At 70.4% G+C, this 22,878-nt stretch carries 22 protein-coding genes; 15 read left to right on the forward strand and 7 right to left on the reverse strand.

Annotated features, from left to right (window positions below; genetic code table 11):
• Window positions 1–48: 48 nt before the first annotated feature.
• Entirely contained in the window at window positions 49–2,061 is a 2,013-nt protein-coding gene (locus QSK05_RS25840; RefSeq protein WP_285599921.1) for a beta-galactosidase, read from the reverse strand.
• Window positions 2,062–2,326: 265 nt separating this feature from the next.
• On the opposite strand from QSK05_RS25840, the gene QSK05_RS25845 reads away from it, so the two are divergent.
• Genes QSK05_RS25845 through QSK05_RS25860 form a run of 4 tightly spaced genes read left to right on the forward strand, consistent with a single transcriptional unit; the run spans window position 2,327 to window position 6,527 of the window.
• Entirely contained in the window at window positions 2,327–3,655 is a 1,329-nt protein-coding gene (locus QSK05_RS25845) for an ABC transporter substrate-binding protein (RefSeq protein WP_285599922.1), read from the forward strand.
• Window positions 3,656–3,672: 17 nt separating this feature from the next.
• The gene (locus QSK05_RS25850; RefSeq protein ID WP_285599923.1) at window positions 3,673–4,647 is read left to right on the forward strand and encodes a carbohydrate ABC transporter permease; all 975 of its coding nucleotides are present in this window, start codon (window positions 3,673–3,675) and stop codon (window positions 4,645–4,647) included.
• Window positions 4,644–5,489, forward strand: coding sequence for a carbohydrate ABC transporter permease (locus QSK05_RS25855; protein ID WP_285599924.1), 846 nt, complete (start codon window positions 4,644–4,646; stop codon window positions 5,487–5,489). Before QSK05_RS25850 ends, QSK05_RS25855 begins: the two co-directional genes overlap by 4 nt.
• Window positions 5,490–5,546: 57 nt before the next feature.
• Window positions 5,547–6,527 (forward strand): LacI family DNA-binding transcriptional regulator, encoded by a 981-nt coding sequence (locus QSK05_RS25860; RefSeq protein WP_285599925.1) that lies wholly within the window; start codon window positions 5,547–5,549, stop codon window positions 6,525–6,527.
• Window positions 6,528–6,648: 121 nt separating this feature from the next.
• On the opposite strand, the gene QSK05_RS25865 is transcribed toward QSK05_RS25860, so the two are convergent.
• The 3 genes from QSK05_RS25865 to QSK05_RS25875 all read right to left on the reverse strand — a co-directional run bounded on the left by QSK05_RS25865 (window position 6,649) and on the right by QSK05_RS25875 (window position 10,102).
• Complete coding sequence (locus QSK05_RS25865; protein WP_285599926.1) at window positions 6,649–8,283, reverse strand: DUF885 domain-containing protein; 1,635 nt, start codon at window positions 8,281–8,283, stop codon at window positions 6,649–6,651.
• Window positions 8,280–9,248, reverse strand: a complete 969-nt coding sequence (pip, locus tag QSK05_RS25870; protein ID WP_285599927.1) for a prolyl aminopeptidase — start codon at window positions 9,246–9,248, stop codon at window positions 8,280–8,282. Before pip ends, QSK05_RS25865 begins: the two co-directional genes overlap by 4 nt.
• Window positions 9,249–9,322: 74 nt before the next feature.
• A complete protein-coding gene (locus QSK05_RS25875) occupies window positions 9,323–10,102 on the reverse strand; it encodes a hypothetical protein (protein WP_285599928.1) in 780 nt (259 codons plus the stop codon).
• Window positions 10,103–10,445: 343 nt separating this feature from the next.
• Here QSK05_RS25875 and QSK05_RS25880 point away from each other — a divergent pair, with 343 nt between their 5' ends.
• The 3 genes from QSK05_RS25880 to QSK05_RS25890 all read left to right on the forward strand — a co-directional run bounded on the left by QSK05_RS25880 (window position 10,446) and on the right by QSK05_RS25890 (window position 13,529).
• Window positions 10,446–11,759, forward strand: a complete 1,314-nt coding sequence (locus tag QSK05_RS25880; RefSeq protein ID WP_285599929.1) for a zinc ribbon domain-containing protein — start codon at window positions 10,446–10,448, stop codon at window positions 11,757–11,759.
• A gap of 219 nt (window positions 11,760–11,978) precedes the next feature.
• Window positions 11,979–12,443 (forward strand): SRPBCC family protein, encoded by a 465-nt coding sequence (locus QSK05_RS25885; protein WP_285599930.1) that lies wholly within the window; start codon window positions 11,979–11,981, stop codon window positions 12,441–12,443.
• Between the two features lie 135 nt (window positions 12,444–12,578).
• Entirely contained in the window at window positions 12,579–13,529 is a 951-nt protein-coding gene (locus QSK05_RS25890) for a zinc-binding dehydrogenase (protein WP_352302748.1), read from the forward strand.
• A gap of 4 nt (window positions 13,530–13,533) precedes the next feature.
• On the opposite strand, the gene QSK05_RS25895 is transcribed toward QSK05_RS25890, so the two are convergent.
• Entirely contained in the window at window positions 13,534–14,250 is a 717-nt protein-coding gene (locus QSK05_RS25895) for a GntR family transcriptional regulator (RefSeq protein ID WP_285599932.1), read from the reverse strand.
• Between the two features lie 104 nt (window positions 14,251–14,354).
• Here QSK05_RS25895 and manD point away from each other — a divergent pair, with 104 nt between their 5' ends.
• From manD to QSK05_RS25925, 6 genes are all read left to right on the forward strand, one after another.
• On the forward strand, window positions 14,355–15,563 hold the full coding sequence (manD, locus tag QSK05_RS25900) for a D-mannonate dehydratase ManD (RefSeq protein ID WP_285599933.1): 1,209 nt from the start codon (window positions 14,355–14,357) through the stop codon (window positions 15,561–15,563).
• A 178-nt stretch (window positions 15,564–15,741) separates the two neighbouring features.
• Window positions 15,742–16,725, forward strand: coding sequence for a sugar kinase (locus tag QSK05_RS25905; RefSeq protein ID WP_285599934.1), 984 nt, complete (start codon window positions 15,742–15,744; stop codon window positions 16,723–16,725).
• A gap of 39 nt (window positions 16,726–16,764) precedes the next feature.
• Window positions 16,765–17,394: a bifunctional 4-hydroxy-2-oxoglutarate aldolase/2-dehydro-3-deoxy-phosphogluconate aldolase gene (eda, locus tag QSK05_RS25910; RefSeq protein ID WP_285599935.1), complete on the forward strand. Its 630-nt coding sequence runs from the start codon at window positions 16,765–16,767 to the stop codon at window positions 17,392–17,394.
• A gap of 151 nt (window positions 17,395–17,545) precedes the next feature.
• Window positions 17,546–18,832 carry a sensor histidine kinase gene (locus tag QSK05_RS25915; RefSeq protein WP_285599936.1) on the forward strand — a complete coding sequence of 429 codons (1,287 nt, stop codon included), beginning with the start codon at window positions 17,546–17,548 and terminating at the stop codon, window positions 18,830–18,832.
• On the forward strand, window positions 18,820–19,476 hold the full coding sequence (locus QSK05_RS25920) for a response regulator transcription factor (RefSeq protein ID WP_285599937.1): 657 nt from the start codon (window positions 18,820–18,822) through the stop codon (window positions 19,474–19,476). The genes QSK05_RS25915 and QSK05_RS25920 overlap by 13 nt, the downstream gene beginning before the upstream one ends.
• A gap of 15 nt (window positions 19,477–19,491) precedes the next feature.
• The gene (locus tag QSK05_RS25925; protein ID WP_285599938.1) at window positions 19,492–20,382 is read left to right on the forward strand and encodes a tetratricopeptide repeat protein; all 891 of its coding nucleotides are present in this window, start codon (window positions 19,492–19,494) and stop codon (window positions 20,380–20,382) included.
• Between the two features lie 13 nt (window positions 20,383–20,395).
• On the opposite strand, the gene QSK05_RS25930 is transcribed toward QSK05_RS25925, so the two are convergent.
• On the reverse strand, window positions 20,396–20,824 hold the full coding sequence (locus tag QSK05_RS25930; RefSeq protein WP_285599939.1) for a hypothetical protein: 429 nt from the start codon (window positions 20,822–20,824) through the stop codon (window positions 20,396–20,398).
• A gap of 77 nt (window positions 20,825–20,901) precedes the next feature.
• A complete protein-coding gene (locus QSK05_RS25935) occupies window positions 20,902–21,420 on the reverse strand; it encodes a hypothetical protein (RefSeq protein WP_285599940.1) in 519 nt (172 codons plus the stop codon).
• Between the two features lie 81 nt (window positions 21,421–21,501).
• On the opposite strand from QSK05_RS25935, the gene QSK05_RS25940 reads away from it, so the two are divergent.
• Both QSK05_RS25940 and QSK05_RS25945 read left to right on the forward strand, forming a co-directional pair.
• Window positions 21,502–22,341 carry a LysR family transcriptional regulator gene (locus QSK05_RS25940; protein ID WP_285599941.1) on the forward strand — a complete coding sequence of 280 codons (840 nt, stop codon included), beginning with the start codon at window positions 21,502–21,504 and terminating at the stop codon, window positions 22,339–22,341.
• Window positions 22,338–22,865 carry an RNA 2'-phosphotransferase gene (locus QSK05_RS25945; RefSeq protein ID WP_285599942.1) on the forward strand — a complete coding sequence of 176 codons (528 nt, stop codon included), beginning with the start codon at window positions 22,338–22,340 and terminating at the stop codon, window positions 22,863–22,865. Before QSK05_RS25940 ends, QSK05_RS25945 begins: the two co-directional genes overlap by 4 nt.
• Window positions 22,866–22,878: the final 13 nt, after the last annotated feature.

Below are 22,878 nucleotides of genomic sequence, written 5' to 3' on the forward strand. Positions count from 1 at the left end.
GCAAGCCTTCCTCGGCCGGCCCGATGGACCAGGGGGACGAGCGAGGGATCAGCGGCGGAACACCCGCACGGCCCCCGCGGGGATCTTCGTGCTGCCGGTGCAGGGTTCGCCGGTCAGCAGGTCGACACCCTCGACCGGCAGATCGGCCGGGGCCCCGGCGTGGTTGATCGCGAACACGTACTCGCTGCCGTCGGCACCGTGGCGGGACACGATCTCCAGGTCCCACGGCAGGTCGCGGTCGATCGTGACGCCCGCCCGTTCCAGCACCGGGTCGAGCACCACGGTCAGGGCGTGGTGGTCGAGCACGGTGGACACGTACGTCGCCGTACCGCCGCCCAGGGCCCGCCGGGTCACGGCCGGGCGCCCGGCGGCCGGGCCGTCGGTGTACTCCAGCACGGTCTCGGCGTTCTGAGGGGCCAGATCCTCGGCCCAGACACCGGCGCGGGTGCCGCCGGTCAGGGTGACGGCGCCGTTCTCCGGCAGGGGCAGGACCTCCTCGACGCTGACCTGGAGCAGGTCGCGCAGCACACCGTTCCAGCCGCCCGGGTGCACGGCGTCGTCCTGGTCCACGACCCCGGAGAACGGCCCGACCACCAGATGGCCGCCCGCCTCGACGTAGGCCGTCAGGTTGGCCGCGGCCTCGCCGGTCAGCAGGTACGACGCCGGTGCCAGCACCACCGCGTACCGGCTGAGATCGGCCGTGGGATGGGCGAAGTCGACGGTGACCTTGTCGTGCCAGAGACGCTCGTAGTACTCCCGCACCTGCCGGCGCGGCTCCAGGTCGACGCTCGGGCGCCAGTCCAGATCCTGGGCCCACAGCGACTCCCAGTCCCAGAGAATGGCCACCGGCGCCTGCACCCGGGAATCGAGGACGTCGGTGAGGCTCCCGAGAGTGGCCCCCAGTTCGGTGACCTCCCGGAACACCCGGCTGTTCTCCCCGGCGTGCGGGAGCATCGCGGAGTGGAACTTCTCGGCACCCCGCCGGGAGGCCCGCCACTGGAAGAAGAGAATCGCGTCGGCCCCCCGGGCCAGGTGGCTGAGGGAGTTGCGGGCCAGCTCGCCCGGGCGCTTGGCCAGGTTGCGCGGCTGCCAGTTCACGGCCGACGACGAGTGCTCCATGAGCATCCACGGACGCCCGTCCGCCAGCGACCGGGTCAGGTCCGCGTCCAGCGCCAGCCCGACCTGGCTGCGTGGGTCGGCGGCGGTCAGGTAGTGGTCGTTGGCCACCACGTCCACCTCGCGCGACCACTTCCACAGGTCCATCGACGGGCAGTTCGTGGCCATGAAGTTCGTCGTCACCGGGACACCGGGCGACTTCTCGTGCAGCACGTCGCGCTCGCGGGTGAAGCAGCCCAGGAGCTCGTCGCTGGAGAACCGGGCGAAGTCCAGGCGGTGCGCGGGGTTGGACATGCTGGCCGACTGCGCGGGCGTGCCGACCTGGGCCCAGTCGCCGTAGGTCTGCCCCCAGAAGGCCGTTCCCCAAGCGGTGTTCAGTGCATCAAGGGTGCCGTAGCGAGCCTGCAGCCAGACCCGGAAGGCGGCCGCGCTGACCTCGCAGTAGCACTCGGAGATCGGGGCGCCGTACTCGTTGTGCACGTGCCACAGCACCACAGCCGGGTGCTTCCCGTAGCGCTGTGCCAGCTCGGTGGTGATCCGCAGGGAGGCCTGGGCGTACTCGGGCGAGGAGGGGCAGCAGATCCCCCGGGAACCGGGCGCGAGGACCGTGCCGTCGCGCAGCACCGGCCGCACGTGCGGGTTCTGCTGCCAGAACCACTGCGGGGGAACGGTCGTGGGAGTGCCCAGATCGACCCGGATGCCGGCCTCGTGCAGGCCCTCGATGACCGCATCGAGCCAGGCGAAGTCGAACTCGCCGGGCCGGGGCTCCAGCAGGCCCCAGGAGAAGATGCCGATGCTGACGATGTTCACGCCCGCCCGGCGCATCAGGTCCAGGTCCTGTGCCCAGATCTCCTGCGGCCACTGCTCGGGGTTGTAGTCACCGCCGAAGCTCAGTTCCCGCACCCCGGGCAGCCAGCCGTCGCGCAGCAGGCTCTGGTCGCTCATGGATCCACCCTCGTTCGCAGATGACGTCGTTGTGCACCAGGCACGGGCGCCGACCGGTCCGGAAGGGCCTGATCGACGAGATGTGTGTGCACGGTCCCACACCTGTCGAGATTCGCCAAGACCGGGCTGTAGTCGACGAATAAGATTCTTGTTTTCGTTGACAAGTGCGTGTGTGGCTGTCACGTTGTGACCGGTCCCATGCGGCGCAGCACGGCGGCGCCGCCACGCTTCAACGACGAAGCTGATGCTTCGCAAGGAGGACGTCATGCGGCGAACGCTGCGCGGCAGTCTGGTTGCACTCTCTGTCTCGGCCCTCTTCCTCACCGCCTGTTCGGGCGGCTCGTCGGACGGCGCGAGCGGATCGCAGGACGAGGCCACCAAGCCCGGTGAGAAGGTCGAGCTGAACTTCTGGGCCTGGGCCCCGGAGATGGATAAGACCGTCGAGGTCTGGAACGAGAGCCATCCCGACATCCACGTCACGGTGAACAAGCAGGACGGGGGCGACCCGGCCGTGACCAAGCTGCTCACCGCGACCAAGGCGGGCAGCGGTGCTCCCGACCTGATGCAGGCCGAGTACCAGGCCCTGCCGACCATGGTCGCGGCCGGTGCACTGGCCGACATCAAGGGTGAGCTGTCCGGCGAGGCCCAGGGTCACTTCTCGGACGGGGTCTGGAACGCCGTGACCCTCGGCACCGACGCGGTCTACGCGGTACCCCAGGACGCGGCGCCGCTGATGTTCTTCTACCGCAGCGACGTGTTCGACAAGCTCAAGATCAAGGTGCCGACGACCTGGGACGAGTACGCCCAGGCCGCGCGCACGATCCACCAGGACGACAAGAAGAAGTACCTCGGCACGTTCTCCTCGAACGACGCCGGCCTGTTCGCGGGTCTCACCCAGCAGAACGGGGCCAGTTGGTGGGGCATCGACGGTGACGCGTGGAGCGTGAACATCGACTCCGACGCCTCACGCAAGGTGGCGCAGTACTGGGGCGGGCTGGTCGAGGAGGGTGTCATCGACAACACCCCGATGTACACGCCCGGCTGGAACTCGGCCCTGAACAAGGGCACCCAGGTCGGCTGGGTCAGCGCGGTCTGGGCCCCCGGCGTGCTGGCCGGCAACGCCGCCGACACGAAGGGCAAGTGGAAGGTCGCCCCGATGCCGCAGTGGACGGCCGGTGCGAACGTCAGCGGTTCGTGGGGTGGTTCGTCCACCGCCGTGACCTCGCAGTCCAAGCACAAGGCGGCCGCGGCCCAGTTCGCCGAGTGGCTGAACACCAGCGCTGACGGCGTCAAGGCCCTGGCCACCATCTCCAACGTCTACCCGGCCGACCAGACGAACTCCGCGGCCGCGCTGAGCGAGCCGCCGGCGTTCTTCGAGAACCAGCCCGACTTCTACGAGGTGGCCGCGAAGATCGCGGGCACCACGGCTCCCTTCACCTACGGCCCGAACACCAACGTCGCCTACAGTGCCTTCAACGACGCCTTCGGCAAGGCGGCCCAGTCGAAGTCGGCCGCGGCGTTCACCCAGGCGCTGACCAGCATGCAGACGCAGACGGTCGAAGACCTGAAGTCCAGCGGGTTCACCACCAAGTAGCCCGGGAGCGACCGAAGATGACCAGCCTCACGAACGACCGTGTCTCGTCCCCACCGGAGAAGCTTCCGGACCCGTCGCCGGGCAGTCGGCGGGTCCGGAATCCCCGGGCGCCCTACGTGTTCATGCTGCCCGCCGTGGTCCTGTACGTCTTCTCGATCGCGGTACCGATCGGGTACACGGCCTTTCTCAGTCTGCGCACCGTCAAGGTGCAGGGGCTGGGTCTCGGGCCGGGTTCCCGGACCGAGGTCTGGGCAGGACTGTCCAACTACGGGGGCACCCTGAGTGACGCGGACTTCCTGTCCAGCGTGCTGCGGGTGCTCGGCTACGGTCTGGTCGTCATCCCGGTGATGCTCGGCCTGGCCCTGCTGTTCGCCCTGCTGCTGGACTCCGTGCGGGTGCGGGCGAGGCGCTTCGCCCGGCTGGTCATCTTCATGCCCTACGCCGTTCCGGCCGTGATCTCCTCGCTGCTGTGGGGTTTCCTCTACCTGCCGGCCGTCAGCCCGTTCACCTACGCGGCCGACCAGGTGGGGGTCACCCTGCCGCAGCCGATGGCGCCGGGCCTGGTGCTGTTCGCCATCGCCAACATCGCGGTCTGGGGAGGCGTCGGCTTCAACATGATCGTGCTCTACACCGCGCTGCGCTCGATCCCGTCCGAGCTGTACGAGGCCGCGCGTATCGACGGTTGCAACGAGCTCCAGATTGCCTGGCGGATCAAGATTCCGGTGATCCTGCCGTCGCTGATCATGACCAGCGTGTTCGGCATGATCACCACGCTTCAGGTGTTCGCCGAGCCGACCGTGCTGCGCCCGCTGACCAACAACATCTCCACCAGCTGGAGCCCGCTGATGATGATCTACCGGGATGCGTTCACCCGCAACGACATCTACTCGGCCTCGGCCACCTCGGTCGTGCTGGCCGTGGCGACCTTCTTGCTGTCCTTCGGATTCCTGCGCCTGGTGCAGAACCGAGCCTTCGCCCAGGAGAACCGATGAGCACCTCCACCCGTGAGAAGCCCAGCATCGTGGGCTCGGGGATCCTCGTGATCGGCGCGATCTACTGCCTGGTCCCAGTGGTCTGGGTGTTCATGGCCTCGTCCAAGAGCCCCAGTGACCTGTTCTCCACCTTCACCTACGCTCCCGGTGGCAGCCTGTTCGACAACATCGCCGAACTGACCGACTACCGCGACGGCCTGTTCTGGCGCTGGATGCTCAACACCGGTCTCTACGCCGGGGTCGGCGCGGCCCTGTCCACCCTGGTCTCGGCGATGGCCGGCTACGCGATGGCGAAGTACCGGTTCCGCGGCCGCACGGCGATCTTCAACATCCTGCTCGCCGGGGTGCTGGTGCCCGGTGTGGTGCTGGCCGTGCCGCAGTACCTGCTGTTCGCCAAGCTCGGAATGACGAACACCTACTGGTCGGTCCTGCTGCCCAGCCTGATCAGTCCGTACGGCATCTACCTGGCACGGATCTACGTGTCGGCGGCGGTGCCGGACGAGGTGATCGAGGCCGCCCGCACCGACGGGGCCAGGGACGCACGGGTTTTCCGCTCGGTGGTGATGCCGATGATGGTGCCCGGCCTGGTGACGATCTTCCTGTTCCAGTTCGTCGCCATCTGGAACAACTTCCTGTTGCCCTACGTGATGCTGGGCGACGACCGGTTGTTCCCGGTCACGGTCGGGCTCTCCAGCCTGCTGAACCAGGGCGCGCAGCAACCGGCGTTGTACTCCATCGTCGTGACCGGCGCTCTCTTGTCCATCCTGCCCCTGCTGGCGCTGTTCCTTCTGCTCCAGAGGTTCTGGCAGGTCGATCTGGCCGCCGGGGCGGTCAAGAGCTGAGAGTAACCTTCCGCCGTGCACCATCAACCGGGCGATAAGCGCCCCACCATCCGTGACGTGGCGAGTGTCGCGGGCGTGTCCCGCGGCACCGTCTCGAGGGTGCTCAACGGGGGCGACCGGGTCAGCCCGGAGGCACAGGACGCCGTCACCCGGGCGATCGCCGAGACCGGGTACACCGCGAACCATGCGGCGCGCACCCTGGCCCTGGGTCGCTCGAACACGATCGCCTTCCTGCTCAGCGAGCCGCAGCACATCCTGTTCGAGGACCCGACCTTCGCCCGGCTGATGGGCGGTTGCACCCGGGCCCTGGCCGAGCACGGTCTGCTGCTCACCCTGGTCACTGCCGGCACCCCGGCCGACCGGGAACGCGCCGTCGGCTACGTCGCGGCCCGGCACGTCGACGGGGTGCTGCTGGTCTCCAGTCACGACGTCGACCCGGTGGCGGGAGAACTCATCGCCACCGGGGTGCCGACGGTGGTGTGTGGACGATTTCCCGGCCTGGAGTCGCGGATCAGCATGGTGGGTGCCGACGACCTCGACGGCGGCCGTCAGATGACCAGCCACCTGATTGACCGGGGTGCGGGGAAGATCGCGCACATCACCGGCCAGATGGACACCCCCGGTGGGTTCGCCCGGCTGGAGGGCTACAAGCAGGCCCTGGTCGCCGCCGGGCTCCCGGTGCGACCGGAACTCATTGTGCACGGCGACTACTCGCGGGAGAGCGGCGAGGCCGGCATGCGGGCCCTGCTGGAGACGACGCCCGATCTGGACGGCGTGTTCGTGGCCTCCGACCTGATGGCGGCCGGGGCCTGCGCGGTGCTGCAGGAGACCGGGCGCCGCATTCCCGACGACGTGCGGGTGGGTGGCTTCGACGACGCCGGGGTGGCCGAGCACCTCACGCCGTCACTGACCACGATGCGTCAGCCGTTCGACCGGATCAGCCGGGAGATGGTGCGCCTGCTGCTGGCCCGGATCGACGGCGACTCGGACGCCTCGGTGTTCCTGCCCTCCACCCTGATCCAGCGAGCCTCCACCTGAAAACAAAACCCTCCGTGATCATGCAAAACCTCCCTGGAGTTCTAGAACTGCCAGCGCTGGAGTTCTAGAACTCTGGGGAGGTTTTGCATGATCACGAACAAAGGGGGGTTGGGGGAGGGGCTCAGCGCAGGACGACGTCGGCCAGCACCGTCATCGGCAGCGAGCCGTGGCCCAGGACGCGGCGGTGGAACTCGGTCAGGTCCAGGCCCGAGGCCTCGCGTAGACGCAGGATCTCCTGGCGGCCGGTGGCGTAGCCGAGCGCCTGGCCGGGCCAGCCGATGTAGCGGGTGATCTCCTGCTGGATCTCGGTCTCGGTGGCCGTGGTGTTGTCGCGCATGTATTGCACGGCCCGCTCGCGCGACCAGCGGTGTGCGTGCATACCGGTGTCGACCACCAGCCGGGCGGCCCGCAGGGCGGACAGCGAGAGCATGCCGAGTAACTGCAGGTCGTCGGAGTACAGCCCCAGGTCGTCGGCCAGCCGCTCGGCGTACAGGCCCCAGCCCTCGGTGTAGGCGCCCAGCTCGATGTCGATGTGCCGCCGCCAATAGGGGATCTCGAGCTGCTGCAGGCCGGCCAGCTGCAGGTGGTGGCCGGGCACCGACTCGTGGAAGGTCAGGGCCTCGCAGTCGTAGCGCGGGGTCTGCGGGGCGCCGGCGGTGCTGAGGAAGAACACCCCGGGCCGGGATCCGTCGAGAGCGGCGGGCCGGTAGTAGGCCGTGGCCGCACCGTCGGCGTCCGCCCCGCTGATGGACTCGATCGTGCAGGGCGGGATCGACCCCAGGTCGAAGGCCCGGCCGGCGGCGGCCTCGGCCTTGGCCAGGGCGGCCTGGCTGCTGGCGATCATGTCGTGCGCCGAGGTGTACCGCAGCGCCGGATCCTCGCGCAGCCGTGCGGCGATCGTCGGCAGGTCACGCAGACCGAAGGCCCGGGAACCGATCTGCGCCCAGCGACCGTTCAGTTCGTCGATCAGCTGCAGGCCCAGGTCGTGCAGTTCCTGGGCGCTGTGCGTGCTGGTGGTGTGACGGCGCACCGCGTCGTCGTACCCCGCCTCGCCGCCGTCCACCCAGCTGATGCCGACGGCATCGTCGTGACGGGCGTCTTCAAGCAGTGATCGATGGGCCGCCGCGAGCTCGGCGAGAGCCGGGCGGATCTGCCCGCGCACCACGTCCACCGCCCGGTCCCGCACGGCCTGACCGGCGACGGAACCCGTGGGCGCGAGCAGCGCGTCCTGGGCGAGATCGGTGCCCAGCGACGTCTCGATCTGGGTGAGAGCCTGTTCCAGGCCCACCCGGGTGGAACGTCGGCCCCGGGCGGCCTCGGCCGCGCCGCGCCCGGCCAGGGCCCGTAAAACTCCCGGAATGCCCTGCAACCGCTGCAGATACCGGTCGGCACCGGCGGAATCGGTGATGGTCATGGCCGGCACGGCCTGGAAGATCAGGCCCTGCCGCGAGACGTAGCCGCCCGCCGAGGTGCTCGCCGCCCACAGGGCGTGCGTGGCGTCACCGTGGGCACCCCGCACCAGTTCATGAAGGACGCCGTGGTCGACGCGCTCGTCAGCGCTCAGTCGCGTGGTGTCGAGGGTCTCCAGCTCGGTGAGGATCCCGGCGAACACCGAGGCCGCCTCGGCCCCGGCCTCGATCGACGGATCGCCCGCCAGGTGGTCGAACTCGGACAGCCCCAGCATCGTCGAGTTGAACGGCTCCAGCGTGTGCTGGGTGCGGAAGTACCTCTCGCCCAGTTCGTTCAGCGTGCTCATCGCAGGTTCGCGAACGTGTCGGTGGCCGTGATCAGCGCGTCGAGGATGCTCGGCTCGTCGTAGGCGTGGCCGGCGTCTTCCAGCAGGACGAACTGCGCCGAGGGCAGGGCCTGGTGCAGGTCCCAGGCGGTGATCGCGGGGGTACAGACGTCGTAACGCCCCTGCACGATGACGGTCGGGATGTTGGCCAGGCGCGGTGCGTCGGCGATCAGCTGACCCGGTGTGAACCAGCCGTCGTGACGGAAATAATGGTTCTCGATGCGCGCGAACGCGGTGGCCCCCAGCGGTTCCTGGGCGCTCTCGATCAGGTCGGGCCGTGGCTGCACCGTCAGGTTGGAGAACTCCCAGGTGGCCCAGGCGACGGCGGCGGGCTGGTGCACGGCCGGGTCCGGGTCGAACAGCACCTTGCCGTAGTTCTCGATGAGACGGCCCGGAACCCGCTCGCTCTCGGGCAGGCCCCCGACGAAACCGGCCCAGGTGTCCGGCGCGATGTTCGACGCCGGTCCCTCGTAGAACCAGTCCAGCTCACCCCGGCGCAGCGTGAAGATGCCGCGCAGCACCAGCTCGCTCACCCGGTCGGTGTGCTTCTGGGCGTAGGCCAGGGCCAGCGCCGAGCCCCAGGAACCGCCGAACACCTGCCACTTCTCGATCCCGCGCTGCGTACGCAGCAGCTCGAGGTCGGCGACCAGGTGCCAGGTGGTGTTCGCGCCCATGTCGGCGTCCGGCGTGCTCGCGTGCGGGGTGCTGCGCCCGCAACCGCGCTGGTCCATCAGCAGGATGCGGTACTTCGCCGGGTCGAACAGCCGACGGTGCGAGGGGGTGCATCCGCCGCCCGGCCCGCCGTGCAGGAAAACGACGGGCTTGCCGTCCGGATTGCCGCACTCCTCCCAGTAGACCGAGTGTCCGTCCCCGGCCTCCAGCAGGCCGTCGGCGTAGGGTTCGATCGATGGGTAGAGCTCGCGCACTTCAGTCCTTCGGGTTGATCGGCGGGTCTGTCGTCACTGTAGCCAACCCGTTGGCGAACCCGTTGGAATGAGTGTCAGGACAGGGGCTCGACCCAGAAGAGAGCCTCGACGGCGCCGGCCACCGAGGCGTCGCGGGCGACCCGGTACAGGCCCTCGGCCAGCACGGGCAGATGCACCTGGAACGAGGTCTCCTCCGAGCTGAGGTCGCTGTCGATCGTGCGGATGGTGGCGGACGGCACCGCGACCCAGCGCTCGCCGTCGTGTCGCTCCACCCGGGCCGTCGAGGTGTAGCGGCCCAGGTGCTCGTCCTGGTCGAAGTTCCGGCCCACCGGATCGCGCAGCTGGGCCTCGAGGGTGAGTACCGCCGCGGACCCGGCCTCGACCACGGTGGTGCCGTCGAACGTGACCTCCGTGGTGGGGCGCTCCACCGTGAATCCGTCCGGCCCTCCGACCTGCACGATGCCTGTCGCACTGCCCAGGGTGAGCCGGTACCAGCCCGCGTCGACGCCCTGCAGACTGGTCCAGACCGGATCGGCGAACGAGCCGGGCCGGGCGACCAGGGCGATCGCGGGCACCATGATCTCGTCGTCCAGGGCCTTCACCCCGCCGGCGGGCCGAAGCGGCCCCAGGCCGGTGGTGATCTGGCGGAATTCCTGCCACCCGGTGCCGTCCCAGCGGTCCAGACGGCCCAGCGGACCGAACGTCACGTCGGTCGTGCCGGGATTGGCCAGAATCAGCGCGATGTCGGCCTCCGGAGCGACCGAGGCAGGACTCACGATCAGGTGCGGACCGCTGGTGTCGCCCGGCGGAGGGCCGGGTTCCGACAGGGCAGGATTCGTCGTTGCATCGGACATCGGCTCTCCTCGCCAGGGGCCTACCACCACGGTCACGATGGCCACGATCGCGGTCACGGCCATCGCCGTTGCCATTATGTGCTGTCGCCTGGTCGTGTCCATGTCGTCCGTCATGCCCTTCATGGCTGATCGCCCCCTCCGGCAGACCGGTGCGGGCCGGTGTCGTCCCACCGCCCTGGACGTAGGACGCGCTGTACGGCGGTCGCGTTCCCGGTTGCGGCGCGCCCTTCGCCCGGCGGGGCGAACCGCGCCGGGCGGTGCGAATGTCCGCCCCGGCCGTGTCGATCAGAAAGGACGAAGTGACCGGCGGATGTCCGGCCCGTCCGGGTGCGGAGGTGGACCGGTGCCGACAGAGGAATCGTCTCCCTGGTTGCGGGCCCCCTGGGACCAGCTCGCGGCGCAGGTGAAGTGCCCCACCTGTGATCTTCTCGTGCAGGACGACTGGGACTTCTGCGAATACTGCGGCACCGAGATCGATCACGCGGCGCTGTCGGAGGACGGTGAAGGCCGTGGTCCCGCTCCCTCGACGCCGGGCCGCTCCGTGCGCGACCAGGCCCCGGCCGCCCATCTCGACCAGACCCCGTCCCCCCTGGCCGTGCTCCAGACGACCCAGCAGCAGGGCCATTCCGCCGTTCAGCCGCACCTCCAGGCGGCCCCCGCGCCCGGGCCGGGCCTGTCGCAGACGCCGGGCCTGTCACAGACGCTGGGCCAGATCGGCGCCGACCTGGCCCGGTTGACGGCCGGTCTGTCGGCCCAGGCCGGTGCTCAGCCGGGGCAGTTCGGCGCTCACTCGGGGCAGGCCGGTGCTCAGCCGGGGCAGGCCGGTCCGCCGGACGGGACATCGGTGCCGGGCCTGGCGAACCTGCTGCGCGCCGAGTTGCTTTCGGCGTACGAGGGCAGGTCGGTCGGGGCGGTCGGGCATCACGCCTCGTTCGGGCCGGGATCGACCGGATGGCCCGGGCCGACCGGTGGCACCGGTCCGGGTGCGGCGCCCGGTGTCGGAGGTGTGCCGGGGGCGGGGCATCTCGGGGGAGTTGGAGCCGTTCCGGGGGCCGGGACGATACCGGGCGGGGGAGTGGGCGCCGGTCATGGTGTGGGAGCCGTCCCGGGTGTGGGAGCGGCGCCGGGTGCTGGTGTCGTTCCGGGCGCGGGTGCGGGCGCCATGCCGGGCGCCGGAGCTGTGCCGGGGGCCGGAAGTTTTCCGGGAGTCGGAGGTTTTCCGGGAGTCGGAGGGTTGCCCGGCGGTGGGCTGCCGGGCGCCGGAGTGTCCGGATCCGGGGTGCCCGGGGGAGTGCCCGGTGCTGGGACGGTACCTGGCCTGGGCGGGGCCTCAGGGCCCGGAGCTGTCTCTGGTCCGGGCGGTACCGGCCCGGCGGTGATCCCGGCCCCGGGTATCAGCGGTTCCCCCGGAAGGCCCTCCGCGGCCAGCAGTCCACCACCGGCCGTCGGTACGGCGGGCAGTATTCCGCGGGTGGCCCAGCCCCCCGCGCTGGGGGGACCGACAGTGCCGGCGCGTTCCTCGTCCTCCATCGGTGAGACGAAAACCCCAGCACCGCCAACGCCCCCTCCACCGAAGGCCCCCGAACGCCCCGCCCCCACCTACCAGGTGGGCCCCCGCAGCTACACGAACCCGGTCTCCGGCCCCGGCCGCATCTGACACGAGCCGACCCGACGTCGAGCGACATCCAGCGCAACCGGGCGAGGGGGTGCGGTGCCCCAGCCTTCGGCCGGAAGGTGCCCCACGTCCCCGGGAAGGTTTGCATGATCACGAACAGAAGAAGGGGTTGCGGTCGATAGGCCCGAATTTCACATCCGCGATAACAGGCTTTCGTGTGGTTAACGGGCCGAACGGGTCCCCGTGCACCAGACTGGCGCCATGACCAGTGAGGTTGAAGAGCGCGTCGTACGGGTCGTCCGGGACATTGCCGCGACGCCCGGGAGGATCTTCGAGTTGATCGCCGATCCACGCCTGCAGCCGGTCTGGGACGGTAACGACAATCTGGCCCGGGCGGAGTCGGGTCAGCGGGTGCGGGCCCTGGGCGAGGTGTTTGTCATGGCCCTGACCCGGGGCGGGATCCGGGAGAACCGGGTGGTGGAGTTCGAGGAGGGCCGGCTGATCGCCTGGAACCCGTCCGAGCCCGGCTCGACGGCGCCCGGCCATCTGTGGCGCTGGGAACTGGAGCCCTTGGACGATGCGAACACCCAGGTCACGCACACCTACGACTGGTCGCAGCTGACGGACGAACGGCGCTTCGAGCGGGCTCGCGCCAACACCGAGGAAGCCCTGGCGTCATCACTGCGCAGGCTGGCTGTGGCGGCCGAGGCTCCCAATCGGTCCTAGGGTCCGCCGACCTTGGTCCTCCCGGGTGAGGCCCTCCGCCGCTAGCCGACAGGTGTCGCTTATCCTGGTGTGGTCGGCCACCGCGGGTCGTCATCCCGGATGGCCCGCGCCCGTTAGCACGAGGAAGTTCGGATGATTACCGCCTGGCAGTTCACCAACACGCACGAGCCGCTCCGTCGCGTCGAGCTCGACGACCCGATCGCCGCCGCCGGCGGGGTTGTCGTCGACGTCAAGGCGTCCGGCATCTGTCACTCTGACGTCGGCATGCTCGAGGATGAGGGCTGGCTGAAGATCCTCGCCAAGCGCCCGATCACCATGGGCCACGAGGTCGCCGGCGTGATCTCGGCCGTCGGTGCGGGCGTCACCGAGTGGAAGATCGGCGACCGCGTCGGCCTCTGCCCGACCACCAGCGCCGGTACTCCCGGTTACACCTTCGACGGTGGGTACGCCGACAAGGTGGCCATCGGCCAGGAGGCCCTGGTCCGGATCCCGGACGGCGTCAGCTTCACCGACGGCGCGTACGCCACCGACGCCGGGATGACGAGCCACCATGCGGTGGTCGCGCTCGGCGGCGCCACCACGGGGATGAAGGTCGGCATCATCGGGCTCGGGGGCCTCGGTCAGATCGGTGCCCGGGCGGCGGTGCTGAACGGGGCGAGCGTTGTCGCCGCGGAACCGAACGAGAAGGTCTGGGAGATCGGCCGCTCGCTCGGAGTGGGCGACATCCGCAAGGACATCAGTGATTTCGACGGCGATGATCTCGATCTGATCGTCGACTTCGCCGGTTTCGGGAGTACCACGGCCGGTGCGATCGACGTCGTCAGGCCCGGTGGCACCGTCGTTCTCGTCGGCATGGGCCGGCTCACCTCGGAGATCAACACCTACAACCTCATTGTGAACCGGATCCGGTTGCTCGGTTCGGCGGGCGGCGACCCGTCCGACATCGCGAAGATCTACGGGTACATGGCGGACGGCTCGCTCACCACGACGACCACCACCGTCTCCTTCGACGAGATCCCCGACGGGCTCGGTCGTCTCGCGCGCGGTGAGGTCGTCGGTCGCCTGGTGGCCTCGTTCGGGGACTGAAACCCTAGGTGCCCCACACTGCCACGCTGCGCCGCACGGGCACGGCGTTCGGATCGGCGGCGAAGAGCTCGGGGGAGCGGCGGCGCACGCGCTCGATGTCTTCGAACACCGCGCGCAGATGGCCGCGTAGCGTGGCGCGGGCTGCTTCGGTGTCGCCCGACAGCACCACGCCGAGCACGTCGGCGTGCTGGTCGATGAAGGGCCGGGGTGAGGCGGCGTCGTAGAGGCCGAGGCGGCGGGCCCGGTCGAGGTGCCCCTTGGCGGAAGCCACTGCGGACCAGGAGTTCCCGTGCCCGCTGAGGCTCATCAGGTGATGGTGGAACTCTTCGTCGAGGCGGAAGAACTCTTCCCGGTCGATGTCCGGGACCTGTTGCTGCGCCAGGTTCTCGCGCAGGGCGGCGACAATGTCCGGGTCGGGTGAGGCGGGTACGTCGTCCAGGGCACTCAGTTCCACGGCCTCGCGCAGGAACTGGGCGTCGGCGACGCGACCGGCGTCGACCCGGGAGACGAACGTGCCCACCTTCGGGAAGACCTGCACCAGGCCCTCTTCCGAGAGCAGAATCATGCTCTCGCGCACCGGTGTGCGAGAGACCCCCATCTCGGCGGCCAGGTCGTTCTCCGACAGCGCGGTGCCCGGGGCCAGCTCGAGGCCGAGGATGCGGCGGCGCAGTGAGTCGTAGACGGCCTGCCGGCTGCTGCCACCAGCTTTTCGGGGGGACATGCCCGCCATCGTAGGGGACCGCCCTTCTGTGGCCCAGTTCTGATGAACAAGTTCTTGTATACTAGGGCTGCATCGCACGGTGGCCGCCGAAGGAGATGGGTCAAATGAGCACGATCGAACGTGCGGAGGTCTTCGTCGCCTCCCCGGGACGGAACTTTGTCACCCTGAGGATCACCACGTCGGACGGGGTGACCGGTCTGGGTGACGCCACCCTCAACGGTCGGGAGCTCGCGGTGGCGAGCTATCTGAAGGACCACCTCGTCCCCCTGCTCATCGGTCGTGACCCCGCCCGCATCGAGGACATCTGGCAGTACCTCTACAAGGGTGCCTACTGGCGGCGCGGCCCGGTCACCATGACGGCGATCGCGGCCGTGGACATGGCCCTGTGGGACATCAAGGGCAAGGTCGCGAACCTGCCCGTCTACCAGCTGCTGGGCGGGCGCTCGCGAGAGGGCGTGATGGTCTACTCGCACGCCTCCGGCACCGACGTGCCCTCGCTGCTCGACGACGTGGCCCGCTTCCGTGACCTGGGCTATCAGGCCATCCGCGCGCAGGCGGCGGTGCCCGGCATCGGCGGTTCCTACGGGGTGCGCAAGGGTGTGGTCTACGAGCCGGCCAGCACGAGTCTGCCCGACGAGCAGCCCTGGTCGACCGAGGCCTACCTCGACTTCGCCCCCACCTACCTGACCCAGGTCCGGGAGAAGTTCGGGTTCGGGTTCCACCTGCTCCACGACGTCCACCATCGGCTCACCCCGATCGAGGCCGCACGCTTCGGCAAGGCGGTCGAGGACGTTCGCCTGTTCTGGATGGAAGATCCGACGCCGGCCGAGAACCAGGACGCGTTCCGGCTGATCCGGCAGCACACCACCACGCCGATCGCGACCGGTGAGATCCTCAACTCGATCTGGGACGTCAAGGACCTGATCACCGGGCAGCTCATCGACTACGTGCGCACGACCGTCACCCATGCCGGCGGGATCACCCACCTGCGGCGTATTTTCGACCTGGCCGCGCTGTACCAGGTGCGCACCGGGTCGCACGGCGCCACCGACCTGTCACCCGTGAGTCTGGCCGCCGCGGTGCATGTCGACCTGACCGTGCCGAACTTCGGTATCCAGGAGTACATGCCGCACGTGGCCGAGACGATGGAGGTCTTCCGCACCGGCGTCACGCTCGAGAAGGGCATGCTGAACCTCTCCGACGCACCGGGTCTCGGCGTCGAGTACGACGAGAAGGCCGCCGAGCGGTACCCCTACGACCCGAAATATCTGCCGGTGGCGCGTCGTCTCGACGGGTCGGTGCACGACTGGTGAATGACGAAAATCCCCTGAGGGACGCGGGTGGGCCCCGACCGTCGTATCGCCGCTGATCACCCACACCTTCGAGCTCGACCAGGCGGCCGAGGCGATGAACGTGGCCCTCGACCCGGACAGCGGTAGCAGTAAGGTCATGCTGCACATTGGCTGACAACCGCGACGATCGGAACTTCACGTGGCTCTGACGGGTAACGGAGTGGTCACCCTCGGCGAGACCATGGCGCTCCTGACGCCTCCGGCGGCCCCCCGGCTGCGGGACGGCACCCAGATGCAGCTGGGTATCGGGGGCGCCGAGTCGAATGTCGCGATCGGCCTGGCCCGGCTGGGTTTTCCGAGCGCCTGGATCAGCCGGGTCGGCGACGACGACTTCGGCACCCTGATCGTGCGGGAGATCCGGGCCGAGGGCGTCAGGGTGCTCGCCGATCGCGACGCCGGGGCCCCGACCGGGCTGATGGTCAAGGAAGGGCGGGCCGGGCGCACCACCCGGGTGCGCTACTACCGGGCCGGGAGTGCGGCGTCGCGTCTGGACGCTGCCGATGTCGGCCGGCACGCCGGGGCGATTGCCGAGGCTGCGATCCTGCACGTCACCGGGATCAGCCCGGCGCTGGGCGCCGGTCCGGGCCAGGCTGTGCTGGCGGCGGTCGAGATCGCCCGGAAGAACGGCACCTTCGTCTCTTTCGATGTCAATCACCGTGCGGCGCTGTGGTCGTCCGAGCAGGCCCGTCCGGCGCTGGCCGATCTGGCCCGGCGGTCCGACCTGACCTTCGCGGGCCCGGAGGAGGCGTGCCTCCTGCTCGGTGAGGAGCCGCGAGCGGTGGCTTCTTTCGAGGAGGGCGAGACGCTGGCCCGGCTGCTCGCCGCGGCGGTGGGTGGCATGGTGGTGCTCAAGCTGGGGGCGCTGGGCGCTATCGCCCTGACCGGGGAAGACGCGCACCACGGCCCGACCACCCCGATCGTGGCGACCGACCCGGTCGGTGCGGGGGACGCGTTCGTCGGCGGGTACCTGGCCGCCCTGCTCGAGTCCGGCTCGCCGCAGCAGTGTCTGGCTCTCGCCAACCGCGTCGGCGGGGCGGTGTGCCAGGCCCCCGGTGACTGGGAGGCCCTGCCGACCCGTGCCGAACTGGACGCTCTCGACGCGTCCACCGACGTCGTCCGTTAATTTTCGCTCTGACCCCCTGAACTCATTGGAGTCGTCCCCATGACCGCCCCGTTGCTCGCCGCCCACCCGGTCGTCCCCGTCGTCGTGATCGACGCCGCCGACCAGGCCGTACCCCTCGGTGAGGCCCTGCTGGCCGGGGGGATCGCGGTGATGGAGGTGACGCTGCGCACCGCCGCCGGGCTGGAGGGTATCCGCCGGCTCTCCGCGCTGGAAGGCATGACGGTGGGCGCGGGTTCGGTGCTGACGGTCGAGCAGGTGGACGAGGTGGTGGACGCCGGGGCCACGTTCGTGGTCAGCCCGGGCATCTCACCCGAGGTGGTGCGACGGGCACAGGCCCGGGGAGTTCCGGCGCTGCCGGGCATCTCGAGCTCCACCGACCTGATGACCGCGGTGTCGCTCGGCCTGGAAGAGGTCAAGTTCTTCCCGGCCGGCCTGCTCGGCGGCCCGGCCATGATCAAGGCCCTGTCGGCCCCGTTCGGTGGCCTCACCTTCATGCCGTCCGGTGGCGTCGGCCTGGGCAACCTGCACGAGTACCTGGCGCTGCCCTGCGTGCCGGCGGTCAGTGGCTCCTGGATGGTGGAGAGGTCGCTGGTGAACGCCGGGAAGTGGGACGAGATCAGCGCTCTCGCCGCCGAGGCGGTCGCGGCGGCGAGAGCTGCCCTGGCCTGATCCGCGGTAGGCACTCAACGGTAGGCACGCGGGTCTGCGTTCGAGCGCCCGAGGACGGCAAGATGTGCGACAACTGTCGAACCGATCTCGACGGGTCGGGAGTGTCCGCCCGCCGTATCGTCAACTCGTGCCACGTCATACCGTCGTACCTGTGAACCGCACGGACGTACCCGGCCGGCAGCGGGAGGGGTCCGGGCGCCCGGACCTGGCGACGGCGTGCCGTCAGGCCTCGCGCCAGTCGCTGGCGGCGGTCGAGCAACTCGCCAGCGGTCTGAGCACCGCGACGGTGGCGTTCTTCGTCCTCTTCCTCGTGATCGTCACGGCCGTGCTGTGCCTCGTCGGCGTGGGGCTCCTCCTGGCCCCGGCCGTGTTGTACCTGGTACACGGTGCGGCCTCCCGCGAGCGCGACCGGCTCTCCCGCTGGGGTGATCCGGTGCTCGGTCCGCCGCGGCGCATCACGGATCTGCGGGCGGCGCTGGCTGATCCGACGACGCGACGTGAGCTGGTGTGGCTCGCCGTGCACGCCTGCGCCGGTTCGCTGCTCGGCCTGATCGGGGTGCTGCTGCCGTTGATGGCGGTGCGGGACGCCTCGTTCCCGCTGTGGTACCCGTTCCTGCCGCCGGGGTGGGGTAGCGCGTCGATCGGGTTGTGGACCGTGGACACCTGGCCCGGGGTGCTGGTGGTGTTCCTGATGGGTGTCGGCTGGACCGCGATCCTGCTCGGCCTCACCCCCGGAATGGCCCGGCTGCAGGGGCGTGCCGGCCGTCGGCTGCTGGCCCCGCCGCCGGGGACCGACCTGACCGGGCGCATCGCCGAGCTGACGTCGTCCCGTGCTAACGCCCTGGACGCGCACGCGACGGAGTTGCGGCGGATCGAGCGCTCGTTGCACGACGGTACGCAGAACCGGATGGTGGCGGTCACGATGCTGCTGGGTACGGCGCGGCGGGCGCTGGCCCGGGAGGACCGGGAGCTGGCCGACCGGATCATCGCGCAGGCCCAGGACGCCGCCGAGGACGCGCTGAAGGAGTTGCGCGGGGTGGTGCGCAGCATCCTGCCGCCGGTGATCGAGGACCGGGGCCTGGCGGGGGCGTTGTCGGGTCTGGCCGCGAACTGCGGGGTGCCGACCGCGGTCGATGTCGAGGTGCCCGGCCGGTGTGCCGCATCGGTCGAGGCCACAGCGTATTTCGTGGTCGCGGAGGCGTTGACGAACGTGGCGCGGCACGCGGGGGCGGGTGCGGCCGCTGTTAGGCTGCGCCGCCGTGACGAGCGTCTCCTGGTCGAGATCGAGGACGACGGTCACGGCGGCGCGGACGAGGCCGGCGGTTCGGGTCTGGTCGGGCTGCGCCGCCGGGTCGAGGCGCACGACGGCGTCGTCACGATCGACAGTCCCGTGGGTGGGCCGACAGTGCTGAAGGTGGAGTTGCCGTGCGGATCGTGATCGCCGAGGACGACGCCCTGCTGCGGGAGGGGCTGGCCTCGCTGCTGCGGGCGGAGGGGCTTGACGTGGTGGCGACGGCGAGCGGGCCGGAGTTGTTCCTGGAGGCGGTGGACGAGCAGACGCCGGATGTGGCGATCGTGGATGTCCGGATGCCGCCGACGCACACCGACGAGGGCATCGTGGCGGCGGTCGAGGCGCGCCGGCGGCATCCGGGGCTGGCGGTGCTGGTGCTGTCGGCTTACGTCGAGCGGTCTTTCGCCACGGACCTGTTGGCCGGTGGGGCCGACGGGCTGGGGTACCTGCTGAAGGAGCGGGTGGGGCGGGTCGAGGAATTCCTGGTGGCGCTGAACCGGGTGGCCGGAGGCGGGACGGCGATCGATCCGGAGGTGGTGGCGCAGCTGATGACGCGTCATCGCCCGGACGCGGGGATGGAACGACTGAGCCCGCGGGAGCGGGACGTGCTGGCGCTGATGGCCGAGGGGCTCGGTAACACGGCGATCGCGGAGAAGCTGGTGGTGACGGAAGGTGCCGTGCACAAGCACATCCGCAGCATCTTCGCCAAGCTCGACCTGGCACCGGCCGACCACACCGACCGGCGCGTGGTCGCCGTCCTCAAATACCTCGACGAGAACCGGACGTCCTAATGGTTCACTGGGCGGATGGGAGACACGGCTGAGATCCTGAGCCTGTATCAGCGCGGCGAGTCCACGCTGCCGCGGGCGGTCGCGGTGCTGATGCTGGATGTGTGGGACGTGTCCGACGACCGGCCCCTGAGTGCGCGGGTGCTGGTCGAGGTGCACGAGCCCGGTCTGCCCGCGCATCCGCGGGTGGTGCTGCGCGGTAATGGGGTGGCGTTCGCCATGTTCCTGCGGCAGGACGGTTTACGGGTGCGGTCGCTGGCGGCCCGGGCGGTGGCGCTGACGGAACAGTCGGTGGGTGCCGATCATCCCTACGCGGCCACGCAGCTGGGGCATCTGGCGGTCGCGCTGACCCGGGTCGGGGAGTGGAGTCAGGCCGCTGACCTGCTGGAGCGGGCGCTGGGGGTGACGGTCGCCGCGGTGGGGCGCTCGGACCTGCGGGTGGCCCGGCACATGAACAACCTGGGTCTGGTGCGCCTGCGGCTGGACGACGTCGATGCGGGCCTGGCGATGCTCGAGCGGGCCCGGTCGATCGCCGAGCAGGAGGGGTCGGCGGGGCCGGAACTGGCCGCGGTGGCGAGCAACCTGGCCCGGGCGCGGCTGATGGCCGGTGACGGCGAAGGGGCCCGGCAGGCGCTGGCGGAGGCCACGCAGCTGGCCGAGCGGCTCAGCCGGGTGCGCCGCCCGGAGGCCGCGGCCTACGCGAACAATCTCGCGGTGATGCTGTCGGCGCACCTGGGTCTGCCGATTGCCGCCCGGCCCCTGGCCCGGCAGGCGCTCACGCTGGGCGAGAGCAGCGGGCACGGCACGATCGACACCTACCTGCGCAACCTGGCCGCGGTGATGCGGGGGCTGGGCGAGGAGGAGACCGCGCGCGACCTGGAAGCCCGGGCGGTACGGCTCATTTCCTAGGGGTAGCGGTTTCCTAGGGGTAGCGGCGGAAGTCGCGGCCGGCGGCCAGGCGCCGGTCGAGGAGTTCGCGCAGGGACATGGACTCGCCGTCGCGGGCGCCGCGGCCGACGGCCAGGGGCGGGTCGCCCGGGGCCAGGTGGACCCCGCGCAGCCGGGCGATCAGGCCCGCGGGCGCGATGAGGGTGTAGAACCCGCCCTCCTGGTCGATGGCCAGGGATCCGCTGGGCTGTAGGTACCAGCCGATCAGTCCGGTGCGGTAGGTGGCGCTGCCGCTGTAGGCGCGCGCCCGCAGCGGCTGGGTGGGAAGGCCCAGTGCGCGGGCCCGGGTCACGAAGTCGGCAACGATCTGCCGGGCCTGCTCCGCCTCGGCCTGTTCGGCCCGCTGCCGGGCCCGGTCGTGGGCCTCGAACGCCTCGCGTCGTCGCGAGGGCCAGTCATCCATGAGGTGGACGTTACGCCACGGACAGTTCTAGAACACGGGGGAGGTTTTGCATGATCACGACCAAAGATTTTTTGTGATCATGCAGAACCTCCCCGGAGTTGCCGGGTGATGGCGGCCTCGGTCTCGGCCCAGTTCGCCACCCGGGTCGCGTCGCCGGAGACGCACGGGCGCTGGGGGCCGAAGAGGTAGCGGTGGGGCACGACGTCGGCGATGGCGGCGTGCACGTCGGGGCGGTCGTCGACGACGTGGGTCAGGCCCAGGTCGAGGCAGTGGATGCGCTTGTCGCGGCGTTCCCGGCAGAACCGTAGGTGCTCGGGCGGGATGCCGGTGCGGGCGTGGAAGTCGTGGGCGGCCAGCCAGCGCCGGCTGCGCTGCTGCACGCGCTCGCCGCACTTGGAGACGAGCCAGGCCCGTCCCTCGAAAAGCTCGGTCAGGCGGGCGATCGCCGCGAAGGCGCCGGCCATCTCGGGGGTGGCGAGCATGATCTGCTCGGTCCCGCTGAAGAAGGCGGTGTCGCCGCCGCCGGGGTGGGCCGATCCGTCGATGATGACCCGGCCGATGTCGATGCCGAGCCGGGGCTGATGTTGTCTGTGCATGATCCCCAGCCTGGAACCGGCGAGGCTAGGGCGGAACTATTCGTTCGTGGCCTGGAAATAGGTGCAGGCTATAGTTGAGATATGGACTCGGACGGGCTGCGGGCCTTCGCGGTGTTCGCCCGGCACCTCAATCTCACGGCCGCGGCCGCGGAGCTGCACATCGCCCAGCCATCGCTGCACGCCAAGATCCGCAAGCTCGGGCGCACGCTCGGCGTGGAGCTGTACGAGCGGGAGGGCAGAGGGCTGCGCCTGACTCCGGCGGGTCTGAACCTGGCCCGTTTTGCCGCCGAGAACACCCGCCGCATGAACGATTTCGTCGCCGAGATACAGGGCCGGCCGACCTCGGTGACGATCGCGGCCGGGCAGGGCGCGTTCCGCTGGGTGATCGGCCCGGGGATGCGGCGCATCGTGGGCGGCCGCCGGACCCTGCAGGTACGCACCCAGAACCGGGAAGGCAGCCTGCGTGACGTGCGCTCCGGCCGGGCGGATGTCGCCGTGTTCGCCGGGGACCCGCCGCCGGGTGGCTTCGCCCGGAGCGAGATCGCCCGCTATCCGCAGGTTCTCATGGTGCCTGCCGGTCATCGTCTGGCGGCCCGGACCACGGTGACGGTGCGCGACCTGGCGGCGCAACCCCTGGTGCTGCCACCGGCCGAGCGACCGCACCGACGGCGCCTGGACCGGGCCCTGCTCGATGCCGGGGTCGACGTCACGGTGGCGGCGGAGGTGGACGGCTGGGACCTGATGACCCATTTCGTGGCCCTGGGTCTGGGGGCCGCCGTGGTGAACGGCTGCGTGCTGCCGCCCGAGGCAGTGGCCGCCGTTCCTGTCCGCGACCTGCCGGAGGTGCCGTACTGGGCGGCGTGGCGTCCGGAACGCGACGACCTGCCCGCCGACGTCGTCGAGCACCTGGTGGCCGGGTGAACCACAGTCGCTTCCTCAGCTACGTGCTGAGGCACCGTCCGGAGGTGATCGGGTTGCACCTGGACCCGGCGGGCTGGGCCGACGTCGGCGAGCTGCGGCAGGCCCTGGCCTCACACGGGCGGGTGCTGACGCGGCTCGACCTGGAGGCGCTGGTCGCGGCCTCGGACAAGCAGCGCTTCCAGCTGGAAGACGGCCGGATCCGGGCGGCCCAGGGGCACTCGATCGATGTGGACCTGCACCTGGAGCCCCGGGTGCCGCCGGAGATCCTGTTCCACGGCACCCACCCGGGCGCCCTCGACCTGATCGCCGCCGGGGGACTGCTGCCGATGGGCCGCCGGCTGGTGCACCTGTCGGCCGATGAGCAGACCGCCCGAACGGTGGGCGCGCGCCGGGGCCGCCCGGTGGTCCTGCGGGTGCTCGCCCTCGCGGCCCACGAGAGCGGTCACCCCTACTACCGCGCGGCCAACGGCGTCTGGCTCACCGATCGGGTGCCGTCCCGGTTCCTGCCCGCCCTACCGTCGTGACGGGCGTCCTTAC

The organism is Kineosporia sp. NBRC 101731 (assembly GCF_030269305.1).
Lineage (GTDB): Bacteria > Actinomycetota > Actinomycetes > Actinomycetales > Kineosporiaceae > Kineosporia.

Coding starts and splice junctions, on each gene's coding strand:
- QSK05_RS25840 (WP_285599921.1), bottom strand. CDS start 2,061: ATGAGCGACCAGAGCCTGCTGCGCGACGGCTGGCTGCCCGGGGTGCGG.
- QSK05_RS25845 (WP_285599922.1), top strand. CDS start 2,327: ATGCGGCGAACGCTGCGCGGCAGTCTGGTTGCACTCTCTGTCTCGGCC.
- QSK05_RS25850 (WP_285599923.1), top strand. CDS start 3,673: ATGACCAGCCTCACGAACGACCGTGTCTCGTCCCCACCGGAGAAGCTT.
- QSK05_RS25855 (WP_285599924.1), top strand. CDS start 4,644: ATGAGCACCTCCACCCGTGAGAAGCCCAGCATCGTGGGCTCGGGGATC.
- QSK05_RS25865 (WP_285599926.1), bottom strand. CDS start 8,283: ATGAGCACGCTGAACGAACTGGGCGAGAGGTACTTCCGCACCCAGCAC.
- QSK05_RS25875 (WP_285599928.1), bottom strand. CDS start 10,102: ATGTCCGATGCAACGACGAATCCTGCCCTGTCGGAACCCGGCCCTCCG.
- QSK05_RS25885 (WP_285599930.1), top strand. CDS start 11,979: ATGACCAGTGAGGTTGAAGAGCGCGTCGTACGGGTCGTCCGGGACATT.
- QSK05_RS25895 (WP_285599932.1), bottom strand. CDS start 14,250: ATGTCCCCCCGAAAAGCTGGTGGCAGCAGCCGGCAGGCCGTCTACGAC.
- manD (WP_285599933.1), top strand. CDS start 14,355: ATGAGCACGATCGAACGTGCGGAGGTCTTCGTCGCCTCCCCGGGACGG.
- eda (WP_285599935.1), top strand. CDS start 16,765: ATGACCGCCCCGTTGCTCGCCGCCCACCCGGTCGTCCCCGTCGTCGTG.
- QSK05_RS25925 (WP_285599938.1), top strand. CDS start 19,492: ATGGGAGACACGGCTGAGATCCTGAGCCTGTATCAGCGCGGCGAGTCC.
- QSK05_RS25930 (WP_285599939.1), bottom strand. CDS start 20,824: ATGGATGACTGGCCCTCGCGACGACGCGAGGCGTTCGAGGCCCACGAC.
- QSK05_RS25935 (WP_285599940.1), bottom strand. CDS start 21,420: ATGCACAGACAACATCAGCCCCGGCTCGGCATCGACATCGGCCGGGTC.
- QSK05_RS25940 (WP_285599941.1), top strand. CDS start 21,502: ATGGACTCGGACGGGCTGCGGGCCTTCGCGGTGTTCGCCCGGCACCTC.